Below are 20,255 nucleotides of genomic sequence, written 5' to 3'. Positions count from 1 at the left end.
CCGCCAACAGGCAGAGCCGGTCGTTTTCTTTTGGGCAAAGCGAATTTGATGCACCAGTCCGTCCTCCCCTTCCAGCCGACGCGCCGCGCCTTCCTTGGCGCGGTGCTCGCCTTTGGCGTGTCGGGCGAGGCGATGGCGCTCACCAATGCGCAGCGCGTGGTCGCGGCGGCGCGGCGGCAGGTCGGCGTCACGCTGACCTATGACCCCGCCTATACGGTGCTGCGTTTCCCCAACGGCGATGTCGACCGCGCCAAGGGCGTATGCACCGACGTCGTGATCCGCGCTTTTCGCGACGCGCTGGCTCTCGACCTTCAGGCCCTTGTAAACGCCGATATGAAGGCCAATTTCGGGGCCTATCCCAAGAATTGGGGCCTCGGCCGCCCCGACCGCAACATCGACCATCGCCGTGTTCCCAACCTCGCGACCTACTGGCGGCGGCACGGCGCGGCGCTGCCCGTCACCGACGATCCCGCCGACTGGCGGCCGGGCGACATCTTCACCTCTGTGGTCGGCGGCCGGCTGCCGCATACCGGCATCGTGTCCGACCGCAAGGACACGACCGGCGTGCCGCTCGTGCTCCACAATATCGGCGGCGGGACGCGCGAGGAGGATGCGCTGTTCAAGCATAAGCTGACCGGCCATTTCCGCTGGAAAGTCTGAATTATCGTAACGTTTTCAACCGAGTATTTGCACTGAGGAGTGAAGTAATGGGTTATCGTATCGTAGTCGCCGGAGCCACGGGCAATGTCGGGCGCGAAGTGCTCGCCATTCTCGCCGAGCGCGAATTTCCCTACGACGAACTGGCGGCGGTAGCATCGTCGCGCAGCCAGGGCGACGAGATCGAAATCGGCGATACCGGTAAAACCGTGAAGTGCCAGAATATCGAGAATTTCGACTGGTCGGGATGGGACATGGCGATTTTCGCGATCGGCAGCGACGCGACCGCGATCCACGCGCCAAAGGCCGCCGCCGCCGGCTGCGTCGTGATCGACAACAGCTCGCTCTATCGCATGGACCCCGACGTGCCGCTGATCGTGCCCGAGGTGAACCCCGATGCGATCGACGGCTATACCAAGCGCAACATCATCGCGAACCCGAACTGCTCGACCGCGCAGATGGTCGTCGCGCTGAAGCCGCTCCACGATGCCGCCAAGATCAAGCGCGTCGTCGTCTCGACCTATCAGTCGGTGTCGGGCGCGGGCAAGGCGGGCATGGACGAGCTGTGGAACCAGACGCGCCAGATCTTCGTCGGCGACGAAAAGGACGTGCAGAAATTCACCAAGCAGATCGCCTTCAACGTCATCCCGCACATCGACAAATTCCTCGACGACGGTTCGACCAAGGAAGAGTGGAAGATGGTCGTCGAGACCAAGAAGATCCTCGATCCGAAGATCAAGGTCACCGCGACCTGCGTCCGCGTCCCCGTCTTCGTCGGCCACTCGGAAGCGATCAACATCGAGATGGAGGATGAATTGTCGGCCGAGGACGCGCAGCGCATCCTGCGCGAGGCGCCCGGCGTCGTGCTCCACGACAAGCGCGAGGACGGCGGCTACATCACCCCCGTCGAATGCGTCGGCGATTTCGCGACCTTCGTCTCGCGCGTGCGTGAAGACCCGACGGTCGAGAACGGCCTCAACCTCTGGTGCGTCAGCGACAACCTCCGCAAGGGCGCGGCGCTGAACGCGGTGCAGATCGCCGAACTGCTTGGCCGCCGGCACCTCAAGAAGGGCTGAGCCCGAACCTCTCCCCGTTCGCATCTCGACTTCGGGATGCGAACGGGTAGGGATGAGGCATGACCAGCCCCTATGCCTTCACCCATGCCCTCTGCCGCGCCCCCGCCCGCTCGGCGGTTAAGGGCATCCGCGCCGACGGCGGCCCCGATCCGGATTTCTACGGCCTCCTCGCCGAACATGAAGCCTATGTCGCGACGCTGCGCGACCTCGGCCTTGCGGTCGAAGTCCTGCCGCCGCTCAATGATTTCCCCGACGCGCTCTTTACCGAAGACGTCGCGCTGACCTTTCCGGAGGGAGCGATCCTGCTCCGCCCCGGCGCGCCGAGCCGCGCGGGCGAGGTCGCGCATATCCGCGAACCGCTCGCGACACATCACAGCCGCCTCCTCGAAATGACCGGCCCCGGCTATGCCGACGGCGGCGATATCTTGCGCCTCGCCGACCGCGTGATCATCGGCCTCTCGGCGCGTACCGACCGCACAGGGGCGGAAGAACTCGCCGGGCTGCTCGGCCAACTCGGCACCCGCGCCGAAATCGCCGAAACGCCGCCCGGCGTGCTCCACTTCAAGACCGGCTGCGGGCTGATCGATGAATCGACCATCCTCGCCGTCCCCGCGCTCGCCGACTGCCCCGAGTTCGCCGGGCTCGAGGTGGTAACGACCCCGCCGGGCGAAGAACCCGCCGCCAACATCCTGCGCATCCGCGATACCGTCCTCGTCGGCGACCGCTGGCCCGCGACGCACGCGTTGCTTGGCGCGCGCGGCATCGAAATCCGTCCGCTGCCGACCGACCAGATCGCGCATATCGATGCGGGACTCAGCTGCATGTCGCTCCGCTGGTGAGCGCCGCGACCCCGCCCGCGCAGCGCCGCCTGACCGGCCTGCTTCTCATCCTCCTGCTGCTCGCGCAAATCGACCAGCCCTATCCCGAGATCGCGCTGCTCCAGCATATCCCGACGATGCTGCTGATCGTCGCATCGCCCGCGCTGCTCCGCCGCTGGCCGCTGTCGACCGCGTCGGTCGCGTGCATCGTGGCATTCATGGCGCTCCACACGCTCGGCGGGCGCTACGCGTACAGCAATGTCCCCTACGACGAATGGACGCGCGCACTGGCGGGCACGAGCCTCTCCGAAGCCTTCGGCTGGACGCGCAACCACTATGACCGTCTCGTCCATTTCGCCTTCGGTGCGCTGTCGGTGATCCCCGTTACCGAGATCGCACGGCGCTGGGGTGGGCTCGGCGCGCGCGGCGCGGCCTTGACCGTGCTGGCGTGGGTTCTCGCCATTTCGTGCCTCTATGAAATCTTCGAATGGCTGCTCACCATCGTCGCGGCGGGCGAGACCGCCGACCGCTATAACGGGCAACAGGGCGACATCTGGGACGCGCAAAAGGATATGGCGCTCGCGACGCTGGGTGCGATACTGGTGCTGGCGATCCCGCGCCGCGACAGGAGATAATATGCGCAAGTTCACCACTCTCGCGATGATCGGCTTGCTCGCCGCCTGCAAACCCGCCGCCGAACAGGCCCCCGCGGACGCCGACCCCGTCGCGCCCGCGGTGCCCGAGGCAAAGGCCGACGGCCCGAACGCCGCGACCACCGCGGTCAGCCTCGATGGCGAGGGACTGCGCTTCGTCGACAAGACCAGCGGCAAGACCAGCCTGCTCGCCTTCGGCGTCCCGCGCGCGCAGGCCGAAACCGCGCTTGCCAATGTCGCGGGCAAGGAGGATGACCGCAGCACCAACGAGGAATGCGGCGCCGGCACGATGGAATTCACCCGCTACGACGCGATGACGCTCAACTTCCAGGACGGCAAATTCGCCGGCTGGTTTCTCGGCAACGAACCCGGCGCGAACATCTATTCGACGATGAGCGGCATCGCCATCGGCACGACGCGCGCCAAGGCGAAGGAATCGGTGTCGATCGTCGATCTCGAGGACAGCACGCTGGGCGAGGAATTCAGCATCGGCACCGGCGACACTGTCATCGGCGGCATGTTCGCGGCGCCCGGCGAAACGGCGAAGATCGACGCGCTGTTCGCGGGCACCAACTGCTTCTTCCGCTGATATGGCGCGGGAAATCACCGGCGGCTGCCGCTGCGGCCAATTGCGCTACCGCTTCGATCAGGACGGCCCGCTGCTCAACTATTGCTGCCACTGCCTCGACTGCCAGAAATCGACCGCGAGCGCCTTTGCCGATCAGGTGATCGTGTCGACGGACGCGCTGACGCTGACCGGGCGCAGCGTGATCTTTTCGACCGAGCGCCCGTCGGGCGGGACGACGAACAACCAGCATTGCCCCGACTGTTTCAGCCGCGTGTGCAATGCGAACACCGTCTACCCGGCGATGACGATCGTGCGCGGCGGGACGCTCGATGACCCCTCGGGCCTCGAACCCTTCGCGCATATGTGGACCAGCCGGAAACGCGGCTGGATCGCGATCGACCCGGCGGTGCCGACCTTCGAGGAAACGCCCGACCCGGCGGAGTTCATGCGGCTCGCGATGGCGCGTCGGAAGGTCTGAGCGGCAGCTAACGACCGATTGCGGACGCTCGGCCTCCTATACTTCGTCATTCCCGCGAAAGCGGGAACCCAGCGATAGGCCAGCCGACGGCCGCTCTAGGTTCCCGCTTTCGCGGGAATGACGAAGATAGAGATGGCAGCTCCCCACCCCAAGCCGACCCCGCCCCTAATGCCCCATATCCGCCGCCGACGCCCGCGGCCCACCCGGCTTCGGCGGGCGTAGCAACAGCACCAGCGGCACCGACGCCAGCGTCACCCACATCATCAGCCAGAAATCGTCGATATAGGCGACCATTGCCGCCTGCCGGTTGATCTCGGCATTGACCATCGCCATCGCGGTATCGCCCGCGATCCCGAAACGGTCGGCGGTCGACGGGTCGAGCAGCGCGACCGAGCTGTTGGTGACATGCGCAGCCAGATCCTCGTGGCTCGTCTGGATATTCGCGCCGAGCAGGGTGGTCACGATCGAGATGCCGACCGACGCGCCGATGCTGCGGAACAGGTTGAGCAGGCTCGATCCGTCGGTGCGATATTGCGGCTGGATCGTCGCGAACGCCATGGTGTTCAGCGGAATGAAGATCAGCCCCATGCCCAGCCCCTGCACCAGCCCGCTGATGATCACCGGTTGCATTCCCATTTCCAGCGACCAGTGGCTCATCTGCCACAGCGAATAAGCCGCGATGAGCAGCCCGGTTCCGACCATCCAGCGCGCGTCGATCTTGCCGAGCAATTGTCCAGCGACCCACATGCTCGCAAGGATACCGATCCCGCGCAGCGCGAGGATGACGCCGGTGTCGATCACCGGCCAGCCGAACAGATTCTGCAGCATCGGCGGCAGCAGCGCCATCGATGCGAACATCACGACGCCGATCACGATCATGAACCCCATCGCGGTGACGAGGTTGCGGTCGGCCAACATCAGCCGGCTGAACAAGGGCGCGCGCGCGGTGAACATGTGGACGATGAACATCCACAGGCACGAGACCGCGACGCCTAGTTCGATCCAGATTTCGATGCTGTCGAACCAGTCGAGATGCGCGCCGCGGTCGAGCATGAGCTGCAAGGCGGCAAGCCCCAGCGCGAGCATCGAGAAACCGAACAGGTCGAACCGGCGCGTGACGCTTTTTGTCTTGGGCAGCAGCGCCCACATCATCGCGAGCGTCAGCAGCCCGACGGGCAGGTTGACGTAAAAGACCCAGCGCCAGTTGACGCTTTCGGTCAGCCAGCCGCCCAATATCGGCCCCAGGATCGGCCCGATCATGATCCCCATGCCCCAGATCGACATCGCGCGCGCGTGGCGTTCGGGCGGGTTGATGTCGAGCATCACCGATTGCGACAGCGGCCCGATAAAGGCGGCGCTGACTCCCTGCAGGAAGCGAAAGGCGACCATCTGCTCGAGCGATTGCGCGGCGCCGCATGCCATCGACGCGATGATGAAACCGACGACCGCTGCCATGAACAATTCGCGCCGCCCGATGCGGTCGGCAAGCCAGCCGGTGATCGGCATCGCGACTGCCGAGGCGAGAATATAGCTCGTCAGCACCCACGTCACCGTCTCGCTTGTCGCGCCCAGTGCCGACTGCATATGCGGGATGGCGACATTGGCGATCGTCGTGTCGAGGATCTGCATGATCGACGCGCCCATGACGGCGACCGTCAGCAGCCCGCGATATCGCACGCGTTCGTGCAGCGGGATGCTGTCATCGTCGGGAAGAGCCGCGGCGGCCGAGCGGCGGGGGAGGGAGCGGCTGGCCATCAGCGGCCGTTCGTCTTCAAACCAACCTCGTCATTCCCGCGAAAGCGGGAACCCAGCGAGCAGACGTCGCAACTGGGTTCCCGCTTTCGCGGGAATGACGAAGGATAGGAGGCAAGCGCCATCGTTTTACTTCGTAAACACCCGGACGTCGGCCGACAGCCCCGCGATCATGTCACGCGCGGGCTTTTCGTCGAAGGCGATGCGCACCGGCACGCGCTGCGTCACCTTGACCCAGTTGCCCGTGGCATTCTGCGCCGGCAGCACCGAAAATTCGCTGCCCGTGCCCGCGCCGATCGTCAGCACATGGCCGCGCACCTTGACGCCCGGATAGGCATCGAAGCTGATTTCGGCGCGCTGCCCGACGCGCATGTCGGCAAGGTCGGTTTCCTTGAAATTGGCCTCGACCCACGGATGCGCCGTGTCGACGAGCGTGACCGCGGGCAGCCCCGCGACCATCATCTGGCCGATCTGCAGCCGGTCCGACTGGGCGACGCGGCCGGCGCTCGGCGCGCGGACTGTCGTGCGCCCCAGATTGACCTCGGCCTGCGAGCGCTGGACACGCGCCGCCTCGACCTGTGGATTGATCCCGCTCGAGGGGCCGGCGGCCAGCTTGGTTCGTGCTTCGGCGGCGGCGGCTTCGGCCTGGCGCACGCTCTCGCGTGCTTGGCTGAGCGCGTGGCGCGAGGCGTCATAGGCGGCCTTGGTCGTAAAACCCTTTTCCATCAGCGCCGCCTGTCGGTCGAAGGTCACCTGCGCGAATTTGACGTCCTCGCGCGCCGCGGCAATGTCGACGCTCGACGTGTTCGCGCTCGCCGACAGGTTGCCGACCTCGACCTCGGCGGCATCGATTGCCGCAGTCGCCTGCGCGACGGTCAGCGCATAGGGTTCGCCGTCGATGCGGAACAGCAGCTGGCCTTTCGTCACCTGCTGGCCGTCGCGAACGGCAACTTCGGTGATCCGTCCGCCGACCTCGGCGGCGACGGACACCTTGTCCATCTGGACATAGGCATTGTCGGTCGACACCGACCCGCCGCTCGTCAGCCACCAGCCGGCGCCGCCCGCGATCAGCAGCGCAGGCAGGCCGAACATCAGGATGCGTGTGCGCCAGCTTGCCTTGGGCGCGGCTTCGGCCGCCGGAGCGGGGGCAGGCAAGGGGTCGGCCTTCGGCGCCGCTTTGGGAGGGGCCGCGTTTTCGGCTTTCGGGCGGGACGGGGAGAGCTGGTCCATCAGGCGGTCTCTTTTTCTTTTTGGCATATGCGGCGGGACAGGTTGGCGCGGACGCGTTCGACGAGGCCGAGCAGTTGGTCGATTTCGGCAGGGCTCAGCCCTTCCATCGCTTCGGCGGTCAGCGCGTCGGCGATCGGGCGCATTCCGCCCAGCAGCTCGCCCGCGCGCGGCGTCAGGTAAAGCTGCCAGGCGCGGCGGTCGGCAGGATCGGCGCGGCGCTCGACCAGCTCCGCCTCGACCAGCCGGTCGACCATCCGCGACAGCGTGATCGGCTCGACCTCAATCAGTTCGGCAAGCGGACCCTGCCGGATGCCCTCGTGGCGCTTGAGGTAGGTGATCAGCCGCCATTGCAGCGCGGTGATCCCGCTATCGCGCGTGCGCGCGTTGAACGAGCGCCGGAACAGGCGCGCGGTATCGTTCAGCAGGAATCCGATCGTTTCACTCATGTCATAAGATATAATAGCAATTGCTACTATATTCAATAACGCCGCGATGTGCGCAATGCGCGATGTGCGCAATGATCGAGAAGTTGCGCATCCGACCATCGCTTGCCCAGACTCTTGCCGCCCGCAAATCCTTGCGGCAGGATGACGTCATGACATTGACCGCCGACCTCTTCTGGTCCTTTCGTTCGCCGTACAGCTACCTCGCTATCGGCCGCTATCGCGCTCTTGCCGCGAGCCACGACCTGACGATCAATCTGCGGCCGGTCTATCCGCTGGCGATCCGCCAGCCCGACTTCTTCGAACGCAACCATCCCAACTGGTTGAGCTACACCGTGCGCGACATGATCCGCGTGGCGCAGTTTCACGGCATTCCCTTCGGCCCGCCGCGCCCCGACCCGATCGTTCAGGATCTGGCGACACGCGCAATCGCGGCCGAGCAGCCCTATATCTATCGCCTGACTCGGCTGGGGCAGGCCGCATCGCGGCGCGGGAAGAGTCTCGCCTTCGCGCATGAGGCCGCGCAGCTCATATGGGGCGGGGCGCAGGACTGGCATTTGGGCGACCATCTGGCGGGCGCAGCGAAACGCGCGGGCCTCGATCTTGCCGAACTCGACGCCGAAGCGGTCAGCGATGCCGAAACGCTCGATAACGAGATTGCTGCCAATCAGGTCGCGCTGGAGATCGCGGGCCATTGGGGCGTGCCGACCCTGGTGTTCGATGGAGAGCCCTTTTTTGGGCAGGATCGGATCGAAATGGCGAAGTGGCGCATGGAGCAAAAGGGGCTGCGCCCGCGTTGAGGCGCTTGCCGAACAGGCCGCGAAGAGCGCATAGCGCGGCGCATGACGAACCAACCCCAATTTTTCGAGGCGCGCGACGGCGTGCGACTGGCGTGGCGCGAACTCGGCGAAGGGCGTCCCATCGTCCTGCTTCATGGCCTGTTTTCGAATGCGGAGGTCAACTGGATCAAGTTCGGAACCGCGGCGCGCGTCGCAGCCGAAGGGTATCGCGTGATCATGCCCGACCTGCGCGTCCACGGGTCGAGCGACGCGCCGCACGAGGAGGAGCATTATCCGGCGGACGTGCTGGTCCACGACCTCAATGATCTGGTCGTACACCTCGGTCTCGGCGATTTCGACCTTGGAGGCTTTTCGCTGGGTGCGCGGACGAGCGCGCGGGCGGTGGTGGCGGGGATGAAGCCGCAACGGCTGATCCTCGGAGGCATGGGGCTGGCGGGGCTCGCCGGGTGGCAGCGGCGCGGGCGCTTCTTCAAGCGGGTGATCGCCGAATATGAAACGGCGAAGCGCGGCGACGACACATGGCTGTCGATCCAGTTCATGAAGACGATGAAGGTCGACCGCATCGCCGCGGGGCATCTGCTCGACAGCTTTACCGACACGACGCCGGAGATGCTGGCGGCGCTTACGATGCCGACGCTTGTCGTGTGCGGCGAGCAGGATCAGGACAATGGATCGGCCGAAGAGCTGGTCGCGGCGCTTCCCGATGCGCGGCTGGCGACGATTCCGGGGACGCATATGTCGAGCGTGACACAGCCCGAACTCGGCGAGGCGATCGCTGCCTTCCTGACCGCTTGACCGGACTCGCGGCAAGCGCCTAGCTGTCGCCATGCGCCGCAGAGCGCGGCCAGAATAATCCAGAGGACGCACCCCATGAAAGCCATGATTTCCACGCTGTCGCTTGCCCTGTCGCTTGTGGTCGCGACCCCCGCGCTTGCGCAAGCCGCGCCGACCGCCGCCGATGCCGATGCCTTTATCGCGTCGGTCGAAAAGGACCTGTTCGACTATACGGTCGAGGCGAGCCAGGTGAACTGGGTCAACAGCACCTATCTGACCGAAGACACCGATGCGATGGCATCGCGGATCAACGCCGTCGGCACCGAGAAATCGGTCAAATATGCGCTCGAGGCCGCGAAATATAAGGATGTTGCAGGGCTCAGCGCCGATACGAAGCGCAAGCTCGACATCTTGCGCACCGGTATCGTCCTGCCAGCACCGACGACGCCGGGTGCCGCGACCGAGCTCAACACGATCGCGACCGATCTGCAGTCGCAGTACGGCAAGGGCCGCGGCACGCTGAACGGCAAGGAAATCTCGGGCTCCGACATCGAGGCCGAGATGGGCAATCTGTCGAATACGCCGACGCAATTCGCCGAAATGTGGACGAGCTGGCACGACAAGGTCGGCGCGCCGATGAAGGACGATTATGCCAAGATGGTCGGCATCGCGAATGCCGGCGCGAAGGAGCTTGGCTTCGCCGACACCGGCGCGATGTGGCGTTCGGGTTACGACATGCCGCCCGAGGAATTCGCGAAGGTCACCGAGCAGATCTGGAACGACATGAAGCCGCTCTACATGGCGCTCCACACCTATGTCCGCTCGAAGCTCAACGAGAAATATGGCGATGCGGTGCAGCCGAAGACCGGCCCGATCCGTGCCGACCTGCTCGGCAATATGTGGGCGCAGGAATGGGGCAATATCTACCCGCTCGTCGCACCCGCGGGAACCGGCGACCTCGGCTATGATATTGGAGATCTGCTCACCGCAAAGGGCAAGGGGCCGCTCGACATGGTCAAGGCGGGTGAGAATTTCTATTCGTCGCTCGGCATGGCGCCGCTGCCCGAAACCTTCTGGAAGCGCAGCCAGTTCCTGAAGCCCGCCGACCGTGAAGTCGTCTGCCATGCCTCGGCATGGGACGTCGATAACAAGGACGATATCCGGATCAAGATGTGCATCAAGGTGAATGCCGACGACTTCATCACGATCCACCACGAACTCGGCCACAATTATTACCAGCGTGCCTATAACAAGCAGCCGTTCCTGTACCTCAACGGCGCGAACGACGGCTTCCACGAAGCGATCGGCGATTTCGTCGCGCTGTCGATCACGCCGCAATATCTGGTCGACATCGGCCTGCTCGACAAGGCCAAGGTGCCCAGCGCCGACAAGGATATCGGGCTGCTGCTCCGCCAGGCGATGGACAAGGTCGCTTTCCTGCCCTTCGGCCTGCTCGTCGATCGCTGGCGCTGGGGCGTTTTCGATGGCTCGATCCAGCCCGCCGACTACAACAAGAAATGGACCGAACTGCGCACCCAATATCAGGGCATCGTCCCGCCGGGGGAGCGGCCGGCGAACGCGTTCGACGCGGGCGCGAAATTCCATATCCCGGGCAACACGCCCTATACGCGCTATTTCCTCGCGCGCGTGCTGCAGTTCCAATTCTATCGGGCGGCGTGCAAGCAGGCAGGCTGGAAGGGCCCGCTCCACCGCTGCTCCTTTTATGGTAACAAGGAAGTCGGAGCGAAGCTGAACGCGATGCTCGAAATGGGCGCGTCGAAACCGTGGCCCGATGCGCTGCAGGCCTTCACCGGTAGTCGCGAAATGTCAGGCAAGGCTATGGCCGACTATTTCGCGCCGCTGAAGAAGTGGCTCGACGCTCAGAACAAGGGTAAGCCGCAGGGCTGGTAAGCCGGGCGATCAACTGAAAGCAGAAAGGCCGGGGTGGACGCCCCGGCCTTTTTTCATTGTGCTTCGACTGCCTGCTTGAAGCGTGCGAGTTTCGCGCTGGCCGCTGCGGCGTGGGGGCCGATCCAGCGATCGTGAATATCCTGGATCGGCATCGCGTTGAGATGGTTCCAGCGTTCGCGGCCGCGGCGTTCGGCAATCACCAGGCCAGCGTCTTCCAGCACTTTCAGATGCTGCATTACGGTGCAGCGGTCGATTTTCTCGAACATTGCGCACATCGCACCTGTGGTCATCGGCTGGTCGCGAAGCGTGTCGAGGATCTGGCGGCGGATGTACGACGCCAGTGCCTTGAAAACTTTGTCATATTCTTCGTGGATTGACATGTTATAAATTTATAACATAAAATCCAGCCGACTCAAGCGGAGAATGTCGATGGAACTGAAATTCAGGGTCGCAGCGCGGATCGCGAAGCCGGTGCATGAGGTGTTCGAGGCGGTCGCCGACCCCGCGAAGTTGTCGAACTATTTCACCACCGGCGGTGCGAAAGGGCGGCTGGAGACCGGCGCGACGGTCGAATGGGATTTCCACGATTTTCCCGGCGCATTTCCCGTTTATGTGATCGAAGTCGTCGCGGACGAAAAAATCGTTCTCGAATGGCAGGCGAACGAAGGCGAAGCGCCGAATGTCGAAGGCGGCGAGTTGAAAGACGCCGATTACCGCACGCGCGTGACGATGAGCTTCAAGGGCCTCGACGACGGGCGCACGCTAGTCGAGATCGCCGAGGAAGGCTGGCGCGAGAATCAGGGCGCGCTGGGCGCCTCCTATGGCAATTGTCAGGGCTGGTCGCAGATGCTGTGTGCGCTCAAGGTCTGGATCGAACACGGAATCAACCTGCGCGAGGGCATGTACAAGTAGCGGCCGTCAGTCGGGATATTCCATTTTGAGTGGGCGGGTGCCGATCGGGGCACCGGTGTTGGCGTCGACCACCACGGGGCGCACGACCTCACCGGTCGCTACATCGAGATGCTGGCTGAGCGCGCCCCCGCCGTTATATTTCCGTCCCCACGCGCCGATCGCCATCAGGATCGGCAGGAAATCGCGTCCCGCATCGGTGAGCAGATATTCGTCGCGCGGCGGGCGCTGGCTGTAGCGCTTCTTTATAATTAGCCCGGCCTCGACAAGCGCCGACAGACGCCGCGACAGGATGTTCGGCGCGATGCCGAGACTTGTGCGCAACTGCTCGTAACGCGTCAGCCCGCGCTCGATATCGCGCAGCACCAGCATGCTCCAGCGGTCGCCGACGCGCGTCAGCCCGCGATCGACAGGGCAGGTGCCCGAACTATTTTCATCGTCGCTCATTGAACTCATATGATGCAGTCACTATCATTTTGCAAGTGACCCGTAGCGGGCCGCCTGCAAAGGAGAAAGACAATGACTATTCCCACTGGAACGGCCCTGATAACGGGCGCCTCGACCGGCCTTGGTGCCGTTTATGCCGACCGCCTCGCGAAGCGCGGACACGACCTGATCCTCGTCGCGCGCAATGGCGCGCAGATGGAGGAACTCGCGGTCAAGCTTCGCGCCGAATATGGCGTGGCGGTCGATGTGATCGCCGCCGACCTGACCAAAAGCGACGATGTGACGCGCATCGAACAGCGGCTGATCGACGATGCCGCCATCACGCTGTTCGTGAATAATGCCGGCATGTCGCTGAACGGCAGCACGCTGGAGAATAGCGCGGCCGAGATCGAGACGATCGTCGCGCTCAACATCACCGCCGCGGCGCGGCTCGCGATCGCGGCGGGCAAGGCGTTCGGTGCGCGCGGCAAGGGTGCGATCGTCAACATCGCTTCGGTCCTCGCGCTCGCGCCCGAGACGTTCGAGGGCGTGTACAGCGGATCGAAGGCGTTTCTGCTCAACCTCAGCCACGCGCTCGCGACCACAGGCCGTGAGAAGGGGTTCCATGTACAGGCCGTGCTCCCTGGTGCGACGCGCACCGAAATCTGGGAGCGTTCGGGCAAGGATGTCGATGCGTTTCCCGCCGAGATGGTGATGGGTGCGGGCGACCTTGTCGACGCGGCGCTCCTCGGGCTCGATCGCGGCGAGGAAGTGACGATCCCGCCGCTCGCCGACGAAGGCCAGTGGAAGGATTATCATGCCGCTCGGCTTGCGATGGCGCCGAACCTGTCGAAGCGCGATGTGGCGCCGCGTTATCGGGTGAACGAAGCGGTCTGAGGTGCGGAAGGACGGTCGACCGACGAAGGCCGCCCTTTCGGTTATCGCGGCCCCGAATGGCCGCGGTATGGGGCAGTCGGCCGACCAGCCCGACACGGAAATCAGACCCGTCCGGGCGCCCGCGCGCGAACGAAGTTTTCGAGCGCGACGAAAAGCATCTCGCGTGCGTCGCTGCCGAGCATTTCGGCGGTCAGCCAGTCGAACTGGACGCGGTCGCGACGGGACGCCGCGCCGACGATCGCGGCGAGCAGCGCCTCGTCGAAGCTGACGCGCGGGCAGCAGGGCGGAGCAACCGCAAAGGGTTCGGGCCAGACGTGGCCGATCGCCTCGACCACAAGGCGGTAACGGCGCGCCGCAAGGATATTCCCCCATCGCCGTTCAAGTTCGGGCATCGGGTCGCGTTCGCTGCGGCGGCAGAGGATGCAGTATCTGAGGGCGAGCACGGCCTGCGCCGCATCGACCGACAAGTCGCGCACCAAGGGCTGTTCGGACAATATGCGGATCAGCTCGCTGCTTTGCATGAGGTTCGTTTCTCCCGGCCCATGCAGTCCGTCCGTCCATCGCTCTCATCGATTTTCGAAAAAGATGCCGGCCGCTTTAAAGCGCAGCTTTAAGTTGCAGCGGCCGGCAGGAGGGGACTGCCCCACCTTGCTATTGAGAATTATTCGCAAATACAAGCAAAAAAGAGGCGCCAGAAAGCGCCTCTCTTATCAACGACTTATGGGCGTTGACTTGCCCATGTGCCGCCGAATCGCTGTCAGTCGTCGCTCACGGGCTTCGACTGGAGCTGGATATAATTTTCGATGCCCATGCGCTCGATCATCTCGAACTGCTTTTCCAGTTCGTCGACATGATGCTCTTCGCTTTCGAGGATGTCGGCGAACAGGTCGCGGCTGACATAGTCGCGCACGCTCTCACAATGGGCGATCGCATCCTTGAGCAGCGGGATCGCTTCTTCCTCGACCGCGAGGTCTGCGCGCAGGATTTCCTCGACCGTCTCACCCACGCGCAGGCGGCCGAGAAGCTGGAAGTTGGGAAGGCCGCCAAGGAAGAGGACGCGATCGGCCAGCTTGTCGGCGTGCTTCATCTCGTCGATCGACTCTTCGCGTTCGAATGCAGCGAGGCGCGCGACGCCCCAATTGTCGAGCATGCGGTAATGCAGCCAATATTGGTTGATCGCGGTCAGCTCGTTCTTGAGCGCCTCGTTGAGGAAATCGATGACTTTTTCGTCGCCCTTCATGGTGTCAGTCCTGTCATTTTTGTCTTGGAATGGAGTGGGCGCATTATAGGCGCCCCGGCCCCATCAGGCCAAGGTCAAAAATGGCGGAAAACCAAGAAAAATCAGGCGGTCGCGGTGACGTCGCTGATGATATTGCGAGCGAAAGGCAGGCATTGGCCGCACTTGGGTTTGCGACCCAGTTGCGCATAGGCCGCCTTGGCACACCGCAATTGGCCGTCGCGCGCAACATCGCGCAGCTGGCTTTCTCTTATTGCGTTGCAGACACAGACGACCATGTGCGAATCCTTCTCAGCAATTCCGATTTAGGGATAGTGCGAAGGATTCGCAACAGGAAAGATGCGACTGGTTCGCAATGTGAACAGCGACATTTTCGCCGTTCCGGGCCTTGCCCGAAAAGTGATTCGCGGGCATAGGCGCGCCCATATTCCCCGCCCGCCAAAGCAAAGGTCCGACCCCATGAAAGTGAATGTCTATGTGACGCTCAAGCCGGGGGTGCTCGATCCGCAGGGCAAGGCGATCCATCATGCGCTCGAGGGTCTTGGTTTCGGCGGTGTGGCCGACGTTCGCGCGGGCCGCTTCATCGAGCTGGATGTCGCCGACGGGACGAGCGACGCCGACCTCGACGCGATGTGCGCCAAGCTGCTCGCCAATACGGTGATCGAAAACTACCGCATCGAACGGCCGTAAGGGGAGCCCGAGCCATGAAGACCGCCGTCATCGTCTTTCCGGGCTCCAACTGCGATCGCGACATGGCGGTTGCGCTGGAACAGGTTACCGGCGTCAAGCCCGCGATGGTGTGGCACCGCGAGACCGAACTGCCGGACGGCGTCGATTTCATCGCGCTGCCCGGCGGCTTCTCCTATGGCGATTATCTGCGCTCTGGCGCGATGGCGGCGCGGTCGCCGATCCTGCGCGCGGTGTCCGACGCGGCGGGCCGCGGTGTTCCCGTGCTGGGCGTCTGCAACGGTTTCCAGGTTCTGACCGAGGCGCAGCTGCTGCCGGGCGCGCTGATGCGCAATGCGGGGCTCAACTTCGTCTGCCGCACCGTGCCGCTGACGGTTGAGAACAGCAAGTCGCTGTTCACGGCGGGCTACAAGGCGGGCGAAGCGATCGACATTCCGGTCGCGCATCACGACGGCAATTTTTTCGCAGACGCAGCGACGCTCGACCGGATCGAGGGCGAGGGGCGCGTGGCTTTCCGCTATGCCGATAGCGTCAACGGATCGGCGCGCGATATCGCCGGGGTGCTGAACGATGCGGGCAATGTGCTTGGCATGATGCCGCATCCCGAACGCGCGATCGACCGCGCGCATGGCGGCACCGACGGGCTACGCCTGTTCGAGGCGGCGCTCGGCGTCCTCGCCTGACGCCTTGCGGCGGCGCCAGCCGTCGATCAGCGCCAATATCGTCGGCCAGAACATCGTGTTCCAGATGTCGTGCCAGTGCGCGGCATCGGGCGCGAGCCGGCCGCGCAGCACCTCGCCCTGCAGGTCGATCCATTCGGCCGCGCACGCGACAAGCAGCGTCGCGATCCATGCCGCAAGGCCCGGGCGGCGCCAGCGCCACAGGCCGCGCACGCTCAGGAAAACGGCCAGCCCGGCATAGATGTGAAGCGCGTCCTTGCCGAGCCCGGTGCCGTCGATCAGCCACAGCTTGATCTGCTGATAGGCGGCCGAGGTCTCGATCATCGCGCCGGTCTAGACCTTTGCCTTGAACGGACTGAAATCGGTGCCCTCGTCGAACACGTCGACGCCCTCGCGCCGTTTCAACGCGCCGACCACGATATAGGTGACCGGGGTCAGCGCCGCTTCCCACAGCGTCTTGATCAGCCATTGTGACAGCACGACTTCGTAAAGCTGCTCGGGCGGCCAGCCGGCGAGGCCGTAGAAGGCGAGCGGATAGAAAATCAGGCTGTCGAGGCCCTGACCGACGATCGTCGACCCGATCGTCCGCGCCCATAATTGCTTGCCGCCAGTCCACAGCTTCATCCGCGCCAGCACATAGGAATTGGCAAATTCGCCGATGCAAAAGGCCGTCATCGATGCGATGACGATGCGCCAGCTGTTGCCGAAGACGAATTCATAACTCGCCTGCCCGGGCCAGCCGTCGGCGGGCGGCAGGGCAACGACGATCCACGCCATGAAGGCCATGAAGGCGAGCGCGGCGAATCCGGTCCAGATGACGCGCCGGGCGCGGGCATAACCATAGACCTCGGTCAGTACGTCGCCGATGATGTAGCTGATCGGGAAAAACAGGACGCCCGCGCCGAACGCCCATTGGGTCCCATCGGGCAAGGCGATATAGCTTGGTTTCGAGGCCCCGATGATGTTCGACAACAGCAATATCGCGACGAAGGCGGCCATCAGCAGATCATAATAGCGGAAATGGCGTACGCTGGCGGCGCTGACCGCGACCGGCCGGTTCGTCGGGGGAGAAGAGTCTGACATGCCGCCGCTGCTTAACGCGCTTTGCAGCATACGCAAACCGCGCTATTCGCGCGGCGGACAGCCTCGTGCACGCGCCCGTAGCTCAGCTGGATAGAGCACCCGCCTTCTAAGCGGGTGGTCGCAGGTTCGAATCCTGCCGGGCGCGCCATTTTCCTTCGATGTCGAAACCCACTATAACTGCCGCAAATGCAGCCTAAGAGCGCCTCAATACACATTAGCAGCGCCTCAGCTAACTCGGCAATCTTTGTCGGAAGACGGACAATCCTATTCTGCCTCTTTCTTGGTTTTATTCGGGTTTCCGGAAGCGGCCGTTCGGCATTGCGCCCCGATTTCAGCCTTTCGGCCCGAGTCACTCGCCACTTAAAAGCGGTCGCTTGGATTTAGTGAGCGATGGCGACACGAGGCGATACCGAACCCCTTGCTCAATCAATCGCGCGTAACCGCCGATGGAACGGAATCTTCGCGCACCGCGCCTGCATTCATGATATACTCTCCATGTTCAGGGCGCCCTTGTCGTATTCGCGAGCGCGCCGTTTCTCCCCGGACCCGGCTTTCAAGCCCGTCAGCTCTCCGGTCTCCCCGAAAGGGGCCATGATGATCCGCACCACCCACCCCGACGTCGCGCTCAATCTGGCGCTTGCCGTCATTACCGCCTCCGACGCACCCGCCCTTCTGCTCGACCAGAATTTCACGATCATTGCGGCCAGCACGTCCTTCTGCCGCGCCTTCGCGCTCGACCGGCGGCAAGCCGTTGGGCGGAAGCCGATGGAACTGGGAGACGGCGAGTGGGACGTGCCGCAACTTCGGACATTGCTCGGCGTCACCTTTCACGGCGACGCAGAGATAGAATGTTATGAAATGGACCTCGATGGCCCGGGCGCGCCCCGCCGGCTCGTGCTCCGTGCGAAAATGCTCGACTATGGCGATCTCGCCCAGCCGCGCTTGCTGCTGACCATTTCGGACGTGACCGAAGCGCGGATCAGCGAAAAGTTGAAGGATGACCTGTTGCGCGAGAAGGCGATCCTGCTTCAGGAGCTTCAGCATCGCGTCGCCAATAGCCTTCAGATCATCGCCAGCGTGCTCATGCAGAGCGCGAGGCGGGTGCAGTCGGAAGAGACGAGAAGCCATCTTCGCGATGCACATAATCGCGTGATGTCGATTGCCACAGTCCAGCAACAACTGGCGGCGTCGCGGCTGGGCGAGGTCCAATTGCGTGCCTACTTCACGCAGCTTTGCCAGAGCCTCGGCGCCTCGATGATCCGCGACCCGAATCTTGTCTCGCTCAAGGTGAGCGCCGACGACAGCATGGTGAATGCCGACATCTCGGTCAGCCTCGGGTTAATCGTGACCGAACTCGTCATCAATGCGCTCAAGCATGCGTTCCCGGGCGAACGCGGTGGAACGATCCTGGTGGATTATCATGCGCTGGGCGAGGCATGGAAGCTGACGGTCCGTGACGACGGCATAGGTACACCGCGCAAGCTGGCTGCGGCCAAGCCCGGCCTCGGGACCAGTATTGTCGAAGCCCTGGCGAGACAGCTTCACGCGACCGTCGAAACGGTGGGCGCCAATCCCGGAACCAGGGTTTCGATCGTGCACGACGCGCCGGTCGGTGCGGGCTGAAGCGGGCACGGCCGGTTGACAAGATCGGCCTGCCAACTCCGCCATGATCGAGACGATAAGCTGCCGCCCCCGCATTGAGCGGAGGCGGCAGATCCCCTTTTAATGGGCGTTCGTTTTACTGCGGGCTGAGCCGCAGGCGAAGATTCAGGCGATCGATCCTCGACTGAAGCGCGGCTTCATTGCGCGCTGACAGGCGGTCCATACGGTCATGACGCATGGCCCGCTCGCTGGCGCGAATGGATTGCAGCTCGCGGCTGGCACTCATGGCCGTCCGGTTGTCGATCGTGCGTTCCGATCGGGCGGTGCGGACATATTGGTCGAGGTTGGCGAGCTGCGAGAGGATAGCGGGGCGGTTCGCCCCATAGTCGCTGCCCATGCCATCGCGCCCGGTAGGAACCCAGCGCCCGCGGGCGTCGTAATAGCCCGTCGTCGTACCGGCGTTCCATCGGCCATTCCGATCATAATAGCCCGGATGCGGATCGGCGATCCACTGGCCGTTCGCGTCGCGGCGCCCGCTCGCGGCGCCGGCAATCCACTGGCCATTCGTGTCATAATGGCCGACGGTTACGCCTGCGACCCAGCGGCCGCGCTGATCATAGTGACCGCTTGCCGCACCGGATATCCAGCGGTTGTTGTCATCATAATAACCGGCCGAAGAGGCCGGTATCCAGCGATTCTGGCCGTCATAACTGCCGCTCGCCGTTCCGTCCTCGCGCTGGGGAATCCAGTTGCGCCGCTCGTCATAATAGCCGTTCGGCGTTCCGGTGACCCACTTGTTGTCGCGGTCATAATAGCCGGTAGCCCGGCCGCGCGCGGTCGATGTCGTGTGCCAGGCGCCGGCGGTGTCGTAATAGCCATAGGCGTCGTCGCGGCGAGTTGGCGGGTTTGAAGCGGTGTTTCCGATCCAACGCCCGCGATCGTCATACCGGCCACCTGCCGAACCCGGCACCCAGAGGTCGTCGCGGTCGTAATAGCCGTTCGCCGATGCGGGCACCCATTCGCCGCCCGGTCGATAGTCGCCTTCTCCGCGACCGGACGCCGCGTAAGTGACCCAGCGGCCATCGCTGCCATATCGACCGTTGGGGGGACCATCGACCCATATCCCGTCACGATTATAATAGCCCCGGGCATCGGAGGAGTTCACGCCGGTGGCGTGCCAGCGATTTTCATTGTCGTAATAGCCAAAGGCATCGCGGCAATCGCGCGTCGGTTTGGCGATCTGGTTGGCGAGAACGGCTCCTGCGGCGGCGCCGATCACGGTTCCGACCGTCTTGTCGCCACGACCGGCGGCGACATTGCCGAGCACGCCGCCGGCTGCGGCACCTCCGATGGTGGCGACGACACGCGTAGAGCGCTGTTCTTCGCAGGTCGCCTGCGACTGCGTTCGTGCGCCGGCGATGGACGGAACAAGGGCGATGGCGGCGATATTCGCCGCGAGAATAAACCTGTACATTTGGGAGGCTCCTGGAGCTGGCAAGATGCCGCTCTCTATTGATGAACACTCCGCATTTGACATTGTTCCTCTATATTTATATTTTATGAAATAATATTTT

General features: G+C 63.9%; 25 protein-coding genes and 1 tRNA gene. 15 read left to right on the top strand and 11 right to left on the bottom strand.

Going from position 1 to position 20,255, the window contains the following annotated elements; all coding sequences use genetic code 11:
• Positions 1 to 48: 48 nt before the first annotated feature.
• Genes BLW56_RS05360 through BLW56_RS05335 form a run of 6 tightly spaced genes read left to right on the top strand, consistent with a single transcriptional unit; the run spans position 49 to position 4,250 of the window.
• The gene (locus BLW56_RS05360) at positions 49 to 660 is read left to right on the top strand and encodes a DUF1287 domain-containing protein (protein WP_093510801.1); all 612 of its coding nucleotides are present in this window, start codon (positions 49 to 51) and stop codon (positions 658 to 660) included.
• Positions 661 to 707: 47 nt separating this feature from the next.
• Positions 708 to 1,733: an aspartate-semialdehyde dehydrogenase gene (locus BLW56_RS05355; protein ID WP_093509578.1), complete on the top strand. Its 1,026-nt coding sequence runs from the start codon at positions 708 to 710 to the stop codon at positions 1,731 to 1,733.
• 59 nt (positions 1,734 to 1,792) lie between these two features.
• The gene (locus BLW56_RS05350) at positions 1,793 to 2,572 is read left to right on the top strand and encodes a dimethylarginine dimethylaminohydrolase family protein (protein WP_093509577.1); all 780 of its coding nucleotides are present in this window, start codon (positions 1,793 to 1,795) and stop codon (positions 2,570 to 2,572) included.
• Entirely contained in the window at positions 2,569 to 3,186 is a 618-nt protein-coding gene (locus tag BLW56_RS05345; RefSeq protein ID WP_256203315.1) for a DUF2238 domain-containing protein, read from the top strand. The genes BLW56_RS05350 and BLW56_RS05345 overlap by 4 nt, the downstream gene beginning before the upstream one ends.
• Position 3,187: 1 nt before the next feature.
• On the top strand, positions 3,188 to 3,793 hold the full coding sequence (locus BLW56_RS05340) for a hypothetical protein (RefSeq protein WP_093509576.1): 606 nt from the start codon (positions 3,188 to 3,190) through the stop codon (positions 3,791 to 3,793).
• Between the two features lies 1 nt (position 3,794).
• Positions 3,795 to 4,250 (top strand): GFA family protein, encoded by a 456-nt coding sequence (locus BLW56_RS05335; protein ID WP_093509575.1) that lies wholly within the window; start codon positions 3,795 to 3,797, stop codon positions 4,248 to 4,250.
• Between the two features lie 165 nt (positions 4,251 to 4,415).
• On the opposite strand, the gene BLW56_RS05330 is transcribed toward BLW56_RS05335, so the two are convergent.
• The 3 genes from BLW56_RS05330 to BLW56_RS05320 all read right to left on the bottom strand — a co-directional run bounded on the left by BLW56_RS05330 (position 4,416) and on the right by BLW56_RS05320 (position 7,678).
• Positions 4,416 to 6,005 (bottom strand): MDR family MFS transporter, encoded by a 1,590-nt coding sequence (locus BLW56_RS05330; protein ID WP_093509574.1) that lies wholly within the window; start codon positions 6,003 to 6,005, stop codon positions 4,416 to 4,418.
• 126 nt (positions 6,006 to 6,131) lie between these two features.
• Complete coding sequence (locus tag BLW56_RS05325) at positions 6,132 to 7,232, bottom strand: HlyD family secretion protein (RefSeq protein ID WP_093509573.1); 1,101 nt, start codon at positions 7,230 to 7,232, stop codon at positions 6,132 to 6,134.
• A complete protein-coding gene (locus BLW56_RS05320; RefSeq protein WP_093509572.1) occupies positions 7,232 to 7,678 on the bottom strand; it encodes a MarR family winged helix-turn-helix transcriptional regulator in 447 nt (148 codons plus the stop codon). The genes BLW56_RS05325 and BLW56_RS05320 overlap by 1 nt, the downstream gene beginning before the upstream one ends.
• A 149-nt stretch (positions 7,679 to 7,827) precedes the next feature.
• On the opposite strand from BLW56_RS05320, the gene BLW56_RS05315 reads away from it, so the two are divergent.
• The 3 genes from BLW56_RS05315 to BLW56_RS05305 all read left to right on the top strand — a co-directional run bounded on the left by BLW56_RS05315 (position 7,828) and on the right by BLW56_RS05305 (position 11,160).
• Positions 7,828 to 8,475: a 2-hydroxychromene-2-carboxylate isomerase gene (locus BLW56_RS05315; protein WP_093509571.1), complete on the top strand. Its 648-nt coding sequence runs from the start codon at positions 7,828 to 7,830 to the stop codon at positions 8,473 to 8,475.
• Between the two features lie 42 nt (positions 8,476 to 8,517).
• On the top strand, positions 8,518 to 9,270 hold the full coding sequence (locus tag BLW56_RS05310) for an alpha/beta fold hydrolase (RefSeq protein WP_093509570.1): 753 nt from the start codon (positions 8,518 to 8,520) through the stop codon (positions 9,268 to 9,270).
• A 75-nt stretch (positions 9,271 to 9,345) separates the two neighbouring features.
• Complete coding sequence (locus tag BLW56_RS05305; protein WP_093509569.1) at positions 9,346 to 11,160, top strand: M2 family metallopeptidase; 1,815 nt, start codon at positions 9,346 to 9,348, stop codon at positions 11,158 to 11,160.
• A 53-nt stretch (positions 11,161 to 11,213) separates the two neighbouring features.
• On the opposite strand, the gene BLW56_RS05300 is transcribed toward BLW56_RS05305, so the two are convergent.
• A complete protein-coding gene (locus BLW56_RS05300; protein WP_093509568.1) occupies positions 11,214 to 11,540 on the bottom strand; it encodes an ArsR/SmtB family transcription factor in 327 nt (108 codons plus the stop codon).
• Positions 11,541 to 11,589: 49 nt separating this feature from the next.
• Here BLW56_RS05300 and BLW56_RS05295 point away from each other — a divergent pair, with 49 nt between their 5' ends.
• Complete coding sequence (locus BLW56_RS05295) at positions 11,590 to 12,072, top strand: SRPBCC family protein (RefSeq protein WP_093510799.1); 483 nt, start codon at positions 11,590 to 11,592, stop codon at positions 12,070 to 12,072.
• A 6-nt stretch (positions 12,073 to 12,078) separates the two neighbouring features.
• On the opposite strand, the gene BLW56_RS05290 is transcribed toward BLW56_RS05295, so the two are convergent.
• Entirely contained in the window at positions 12,079 to 12,516 is a 438-nt protein-coding gene (locus tag BLW56_RS05290; protein WP_093509567.1) for a winged helix-turn-helix transcriptional regulator, read from the bottom strand.
• A 72-nt stretch (positions 12,517 to 12,588) separates the two neighbouring features.
• On the opposite strand from BLW56_RS05290, the gene BLW56_RS05285 reads away from it, so the two are divergent.
• Positions 12,589 to 13,392: an SDR family NAD(P)-dependent oxidoreductase gene (locus BLW56_RS05285; RefSeq protein WP_093509566.1), complete on the top strand. Its 804-nt coding sequence runs from the start codon at positions 12,589 to 12,591 to the stop codon at positions 13,390 to 13,392.
• A gap of 101 nt (positions 13,393 to 13,493) precedes the next feature.
• Here BLW56_RS05285 and BLW56_RS05280 read toward each other — a convergent pair whose 3' ends face one another.
• The 3 genes from BLW56_RS05280 to BLW56_RS05270 all read right to left on the bottom strand — a co-directional run bounded on the left by BLW56_RS05280 (position 13,494) and on the right by BLW56_RS05270 (position 14,907).
• Positions 13,494 to 13,913: an addiction module antidote protein gene (locus BLW56_RS05280; protein ID WP_093509565.1), complete on the bottom strand. Its 420-nt coding sequence runs from the start codon at positions 13,911 to 13,913 to the stop codon at positions 13,494 to 13,496.
• A 236-nt stretch (positions 13,914 to 14,149) separates the two neighbouring features.
• Positions 14,150 to 14,632, bottom strand: coding sequence for a bacterioferritin (gene bfr, locus BLW56_RS05275; protein WP_093509564.1), 483 nt, complete (start codon positions 14,630 to 14,632; stop codon positions 14,150 to 14,152).
• Between the two features lie 101 nt (positions 14,633 to 14,733).
• Positions 14,734 to 14,907 carry a (2Fe-2S)-binding protein gene (locus BLW56_RS05270; protein ID WP_093509563.1) on the bottom strand — a complete coding sequence of 58 codons (174 nt, stop codon included), beginning with the start codon at positions 14,905 to 14,907 and terminating at the stop codon, positions 14,734 to 14,736.
• Positions 14,908 to 15,088: 181 nt separating this feature from the next.
• On the opposite strand from BLW56_RS05270, the gene purS reads away from it, so the two are divergent.
• Positions 15,089 to 15,319: a phosphoribosylformylglycinamidine synthase subunit PurS gene (purS, locus tag BLW56_RS05265; protein ID WP_037513977.1), complete on the top strand. Its 231-nt coding sequence runs from the start codon at positions 15,089 to 15,091 to the stop codon at positions 15,317 to 15,319.
• Positions 15,320 to 15,333: 14 nt separating this feature from the next.
• Positions 15,334 to 15,999, top strand: coding sequence for a phosphoribosylformylglycinamidine synthase subunit PurQ (purQ, locus tag BLW56_RS05260; RefSeq protein WP_093509562.1), 666 nt, complete (start codon positions 15,334 to 15,336; stop codon positions 15,997 to 15,999).
• Here the strand turns inward: purQ and BLW56_RS05255 are convergent.
• Both BLW56_RS05255 and BLW56_RS05250 read right to left on the bottom strand, forming a co-directional pair.
• Positions 15,961 to 16,320, bottom strand: a complete 360-nt coding sequence (locus BLW56_RS05255; RefSeq protein WP_093509561.1) for a hypothetical protein — start codon at positions 16,318 to 16,320, stop codon at positions 15,961 to 15,963. The two genes, purQ and BLW56_RS05255, sit on opposite strands and share 39 nt — an antisense overlap.
• Positions 16,321 to 16,329: 9 nt before the next feature.
• On the bottom strand, positions 16,330 to 17,079 hold the full coding sequence (locus tag BLW56_RS05250) for a queuosine precursor transporter (protein WP_093510798.1): 750 nt from the start codon (positions 17,077 to 17,079) through the stop codon (positions 16,330 to 16,332).
• Positions 17,080 to 17,150: 71 nt separating this feature from the next.
• Here BLW56_RS05250 and BLW56_RS05245 point away from each other — a divergent pair.
• Positions 17,151 to 17,227: transfer RNA gene (locus BLW56_RS05245), tRNA-Arg, on the top strand.
• A 347-nt stretch (positions 17,228 to 17,574) separates the two neighbouring features.
• Positions 17,575 to 18,702, top strand: a complete 1,128-nt coding sequence (locus tag BLW56_RS05240; RefSeq protein ID WP_256203314.1) for a sensor histidine kinase — start codon at positions 17,575 to 17,577, stop codon at positions 18,700 to 18,702.
• Between the two features lie 115 nt (positions 18,703 to 18,817).
• On the opposite strand, the gene BLW56_RS05235 is transcribed toward BLW56_RS05240, so the two are convergent.
• Positions 18,818 to 20,155, bottom strand: coding sequence for a glycine zipper 2TM domain-containing protein (locus BLW56_RS05235; protein WP_093509559.1), 1,338 nt, complete (start codon positions 20,153 to 20,155; stop codon positions 18,818 to 18,820).
• Positions 20,156 to 20,255: the final 100 nt, after the last annotated feature.

The sequence above is a fragment of the Sphingopyxis sp. YR583 genome (genome assembly GCF_900108295.1).
Classification (GTDB): Bacteria; Pseudomonadota; Alphaproteobacteria; order Sphingomonadales; family Sphingomonadaceae; genus Sphingopyxis.
The sequence above is the reverse complement of the archived record's forward strand: the minus strand, read 5'-3'. Positions and strand labels throughout refer to the sequence as shown.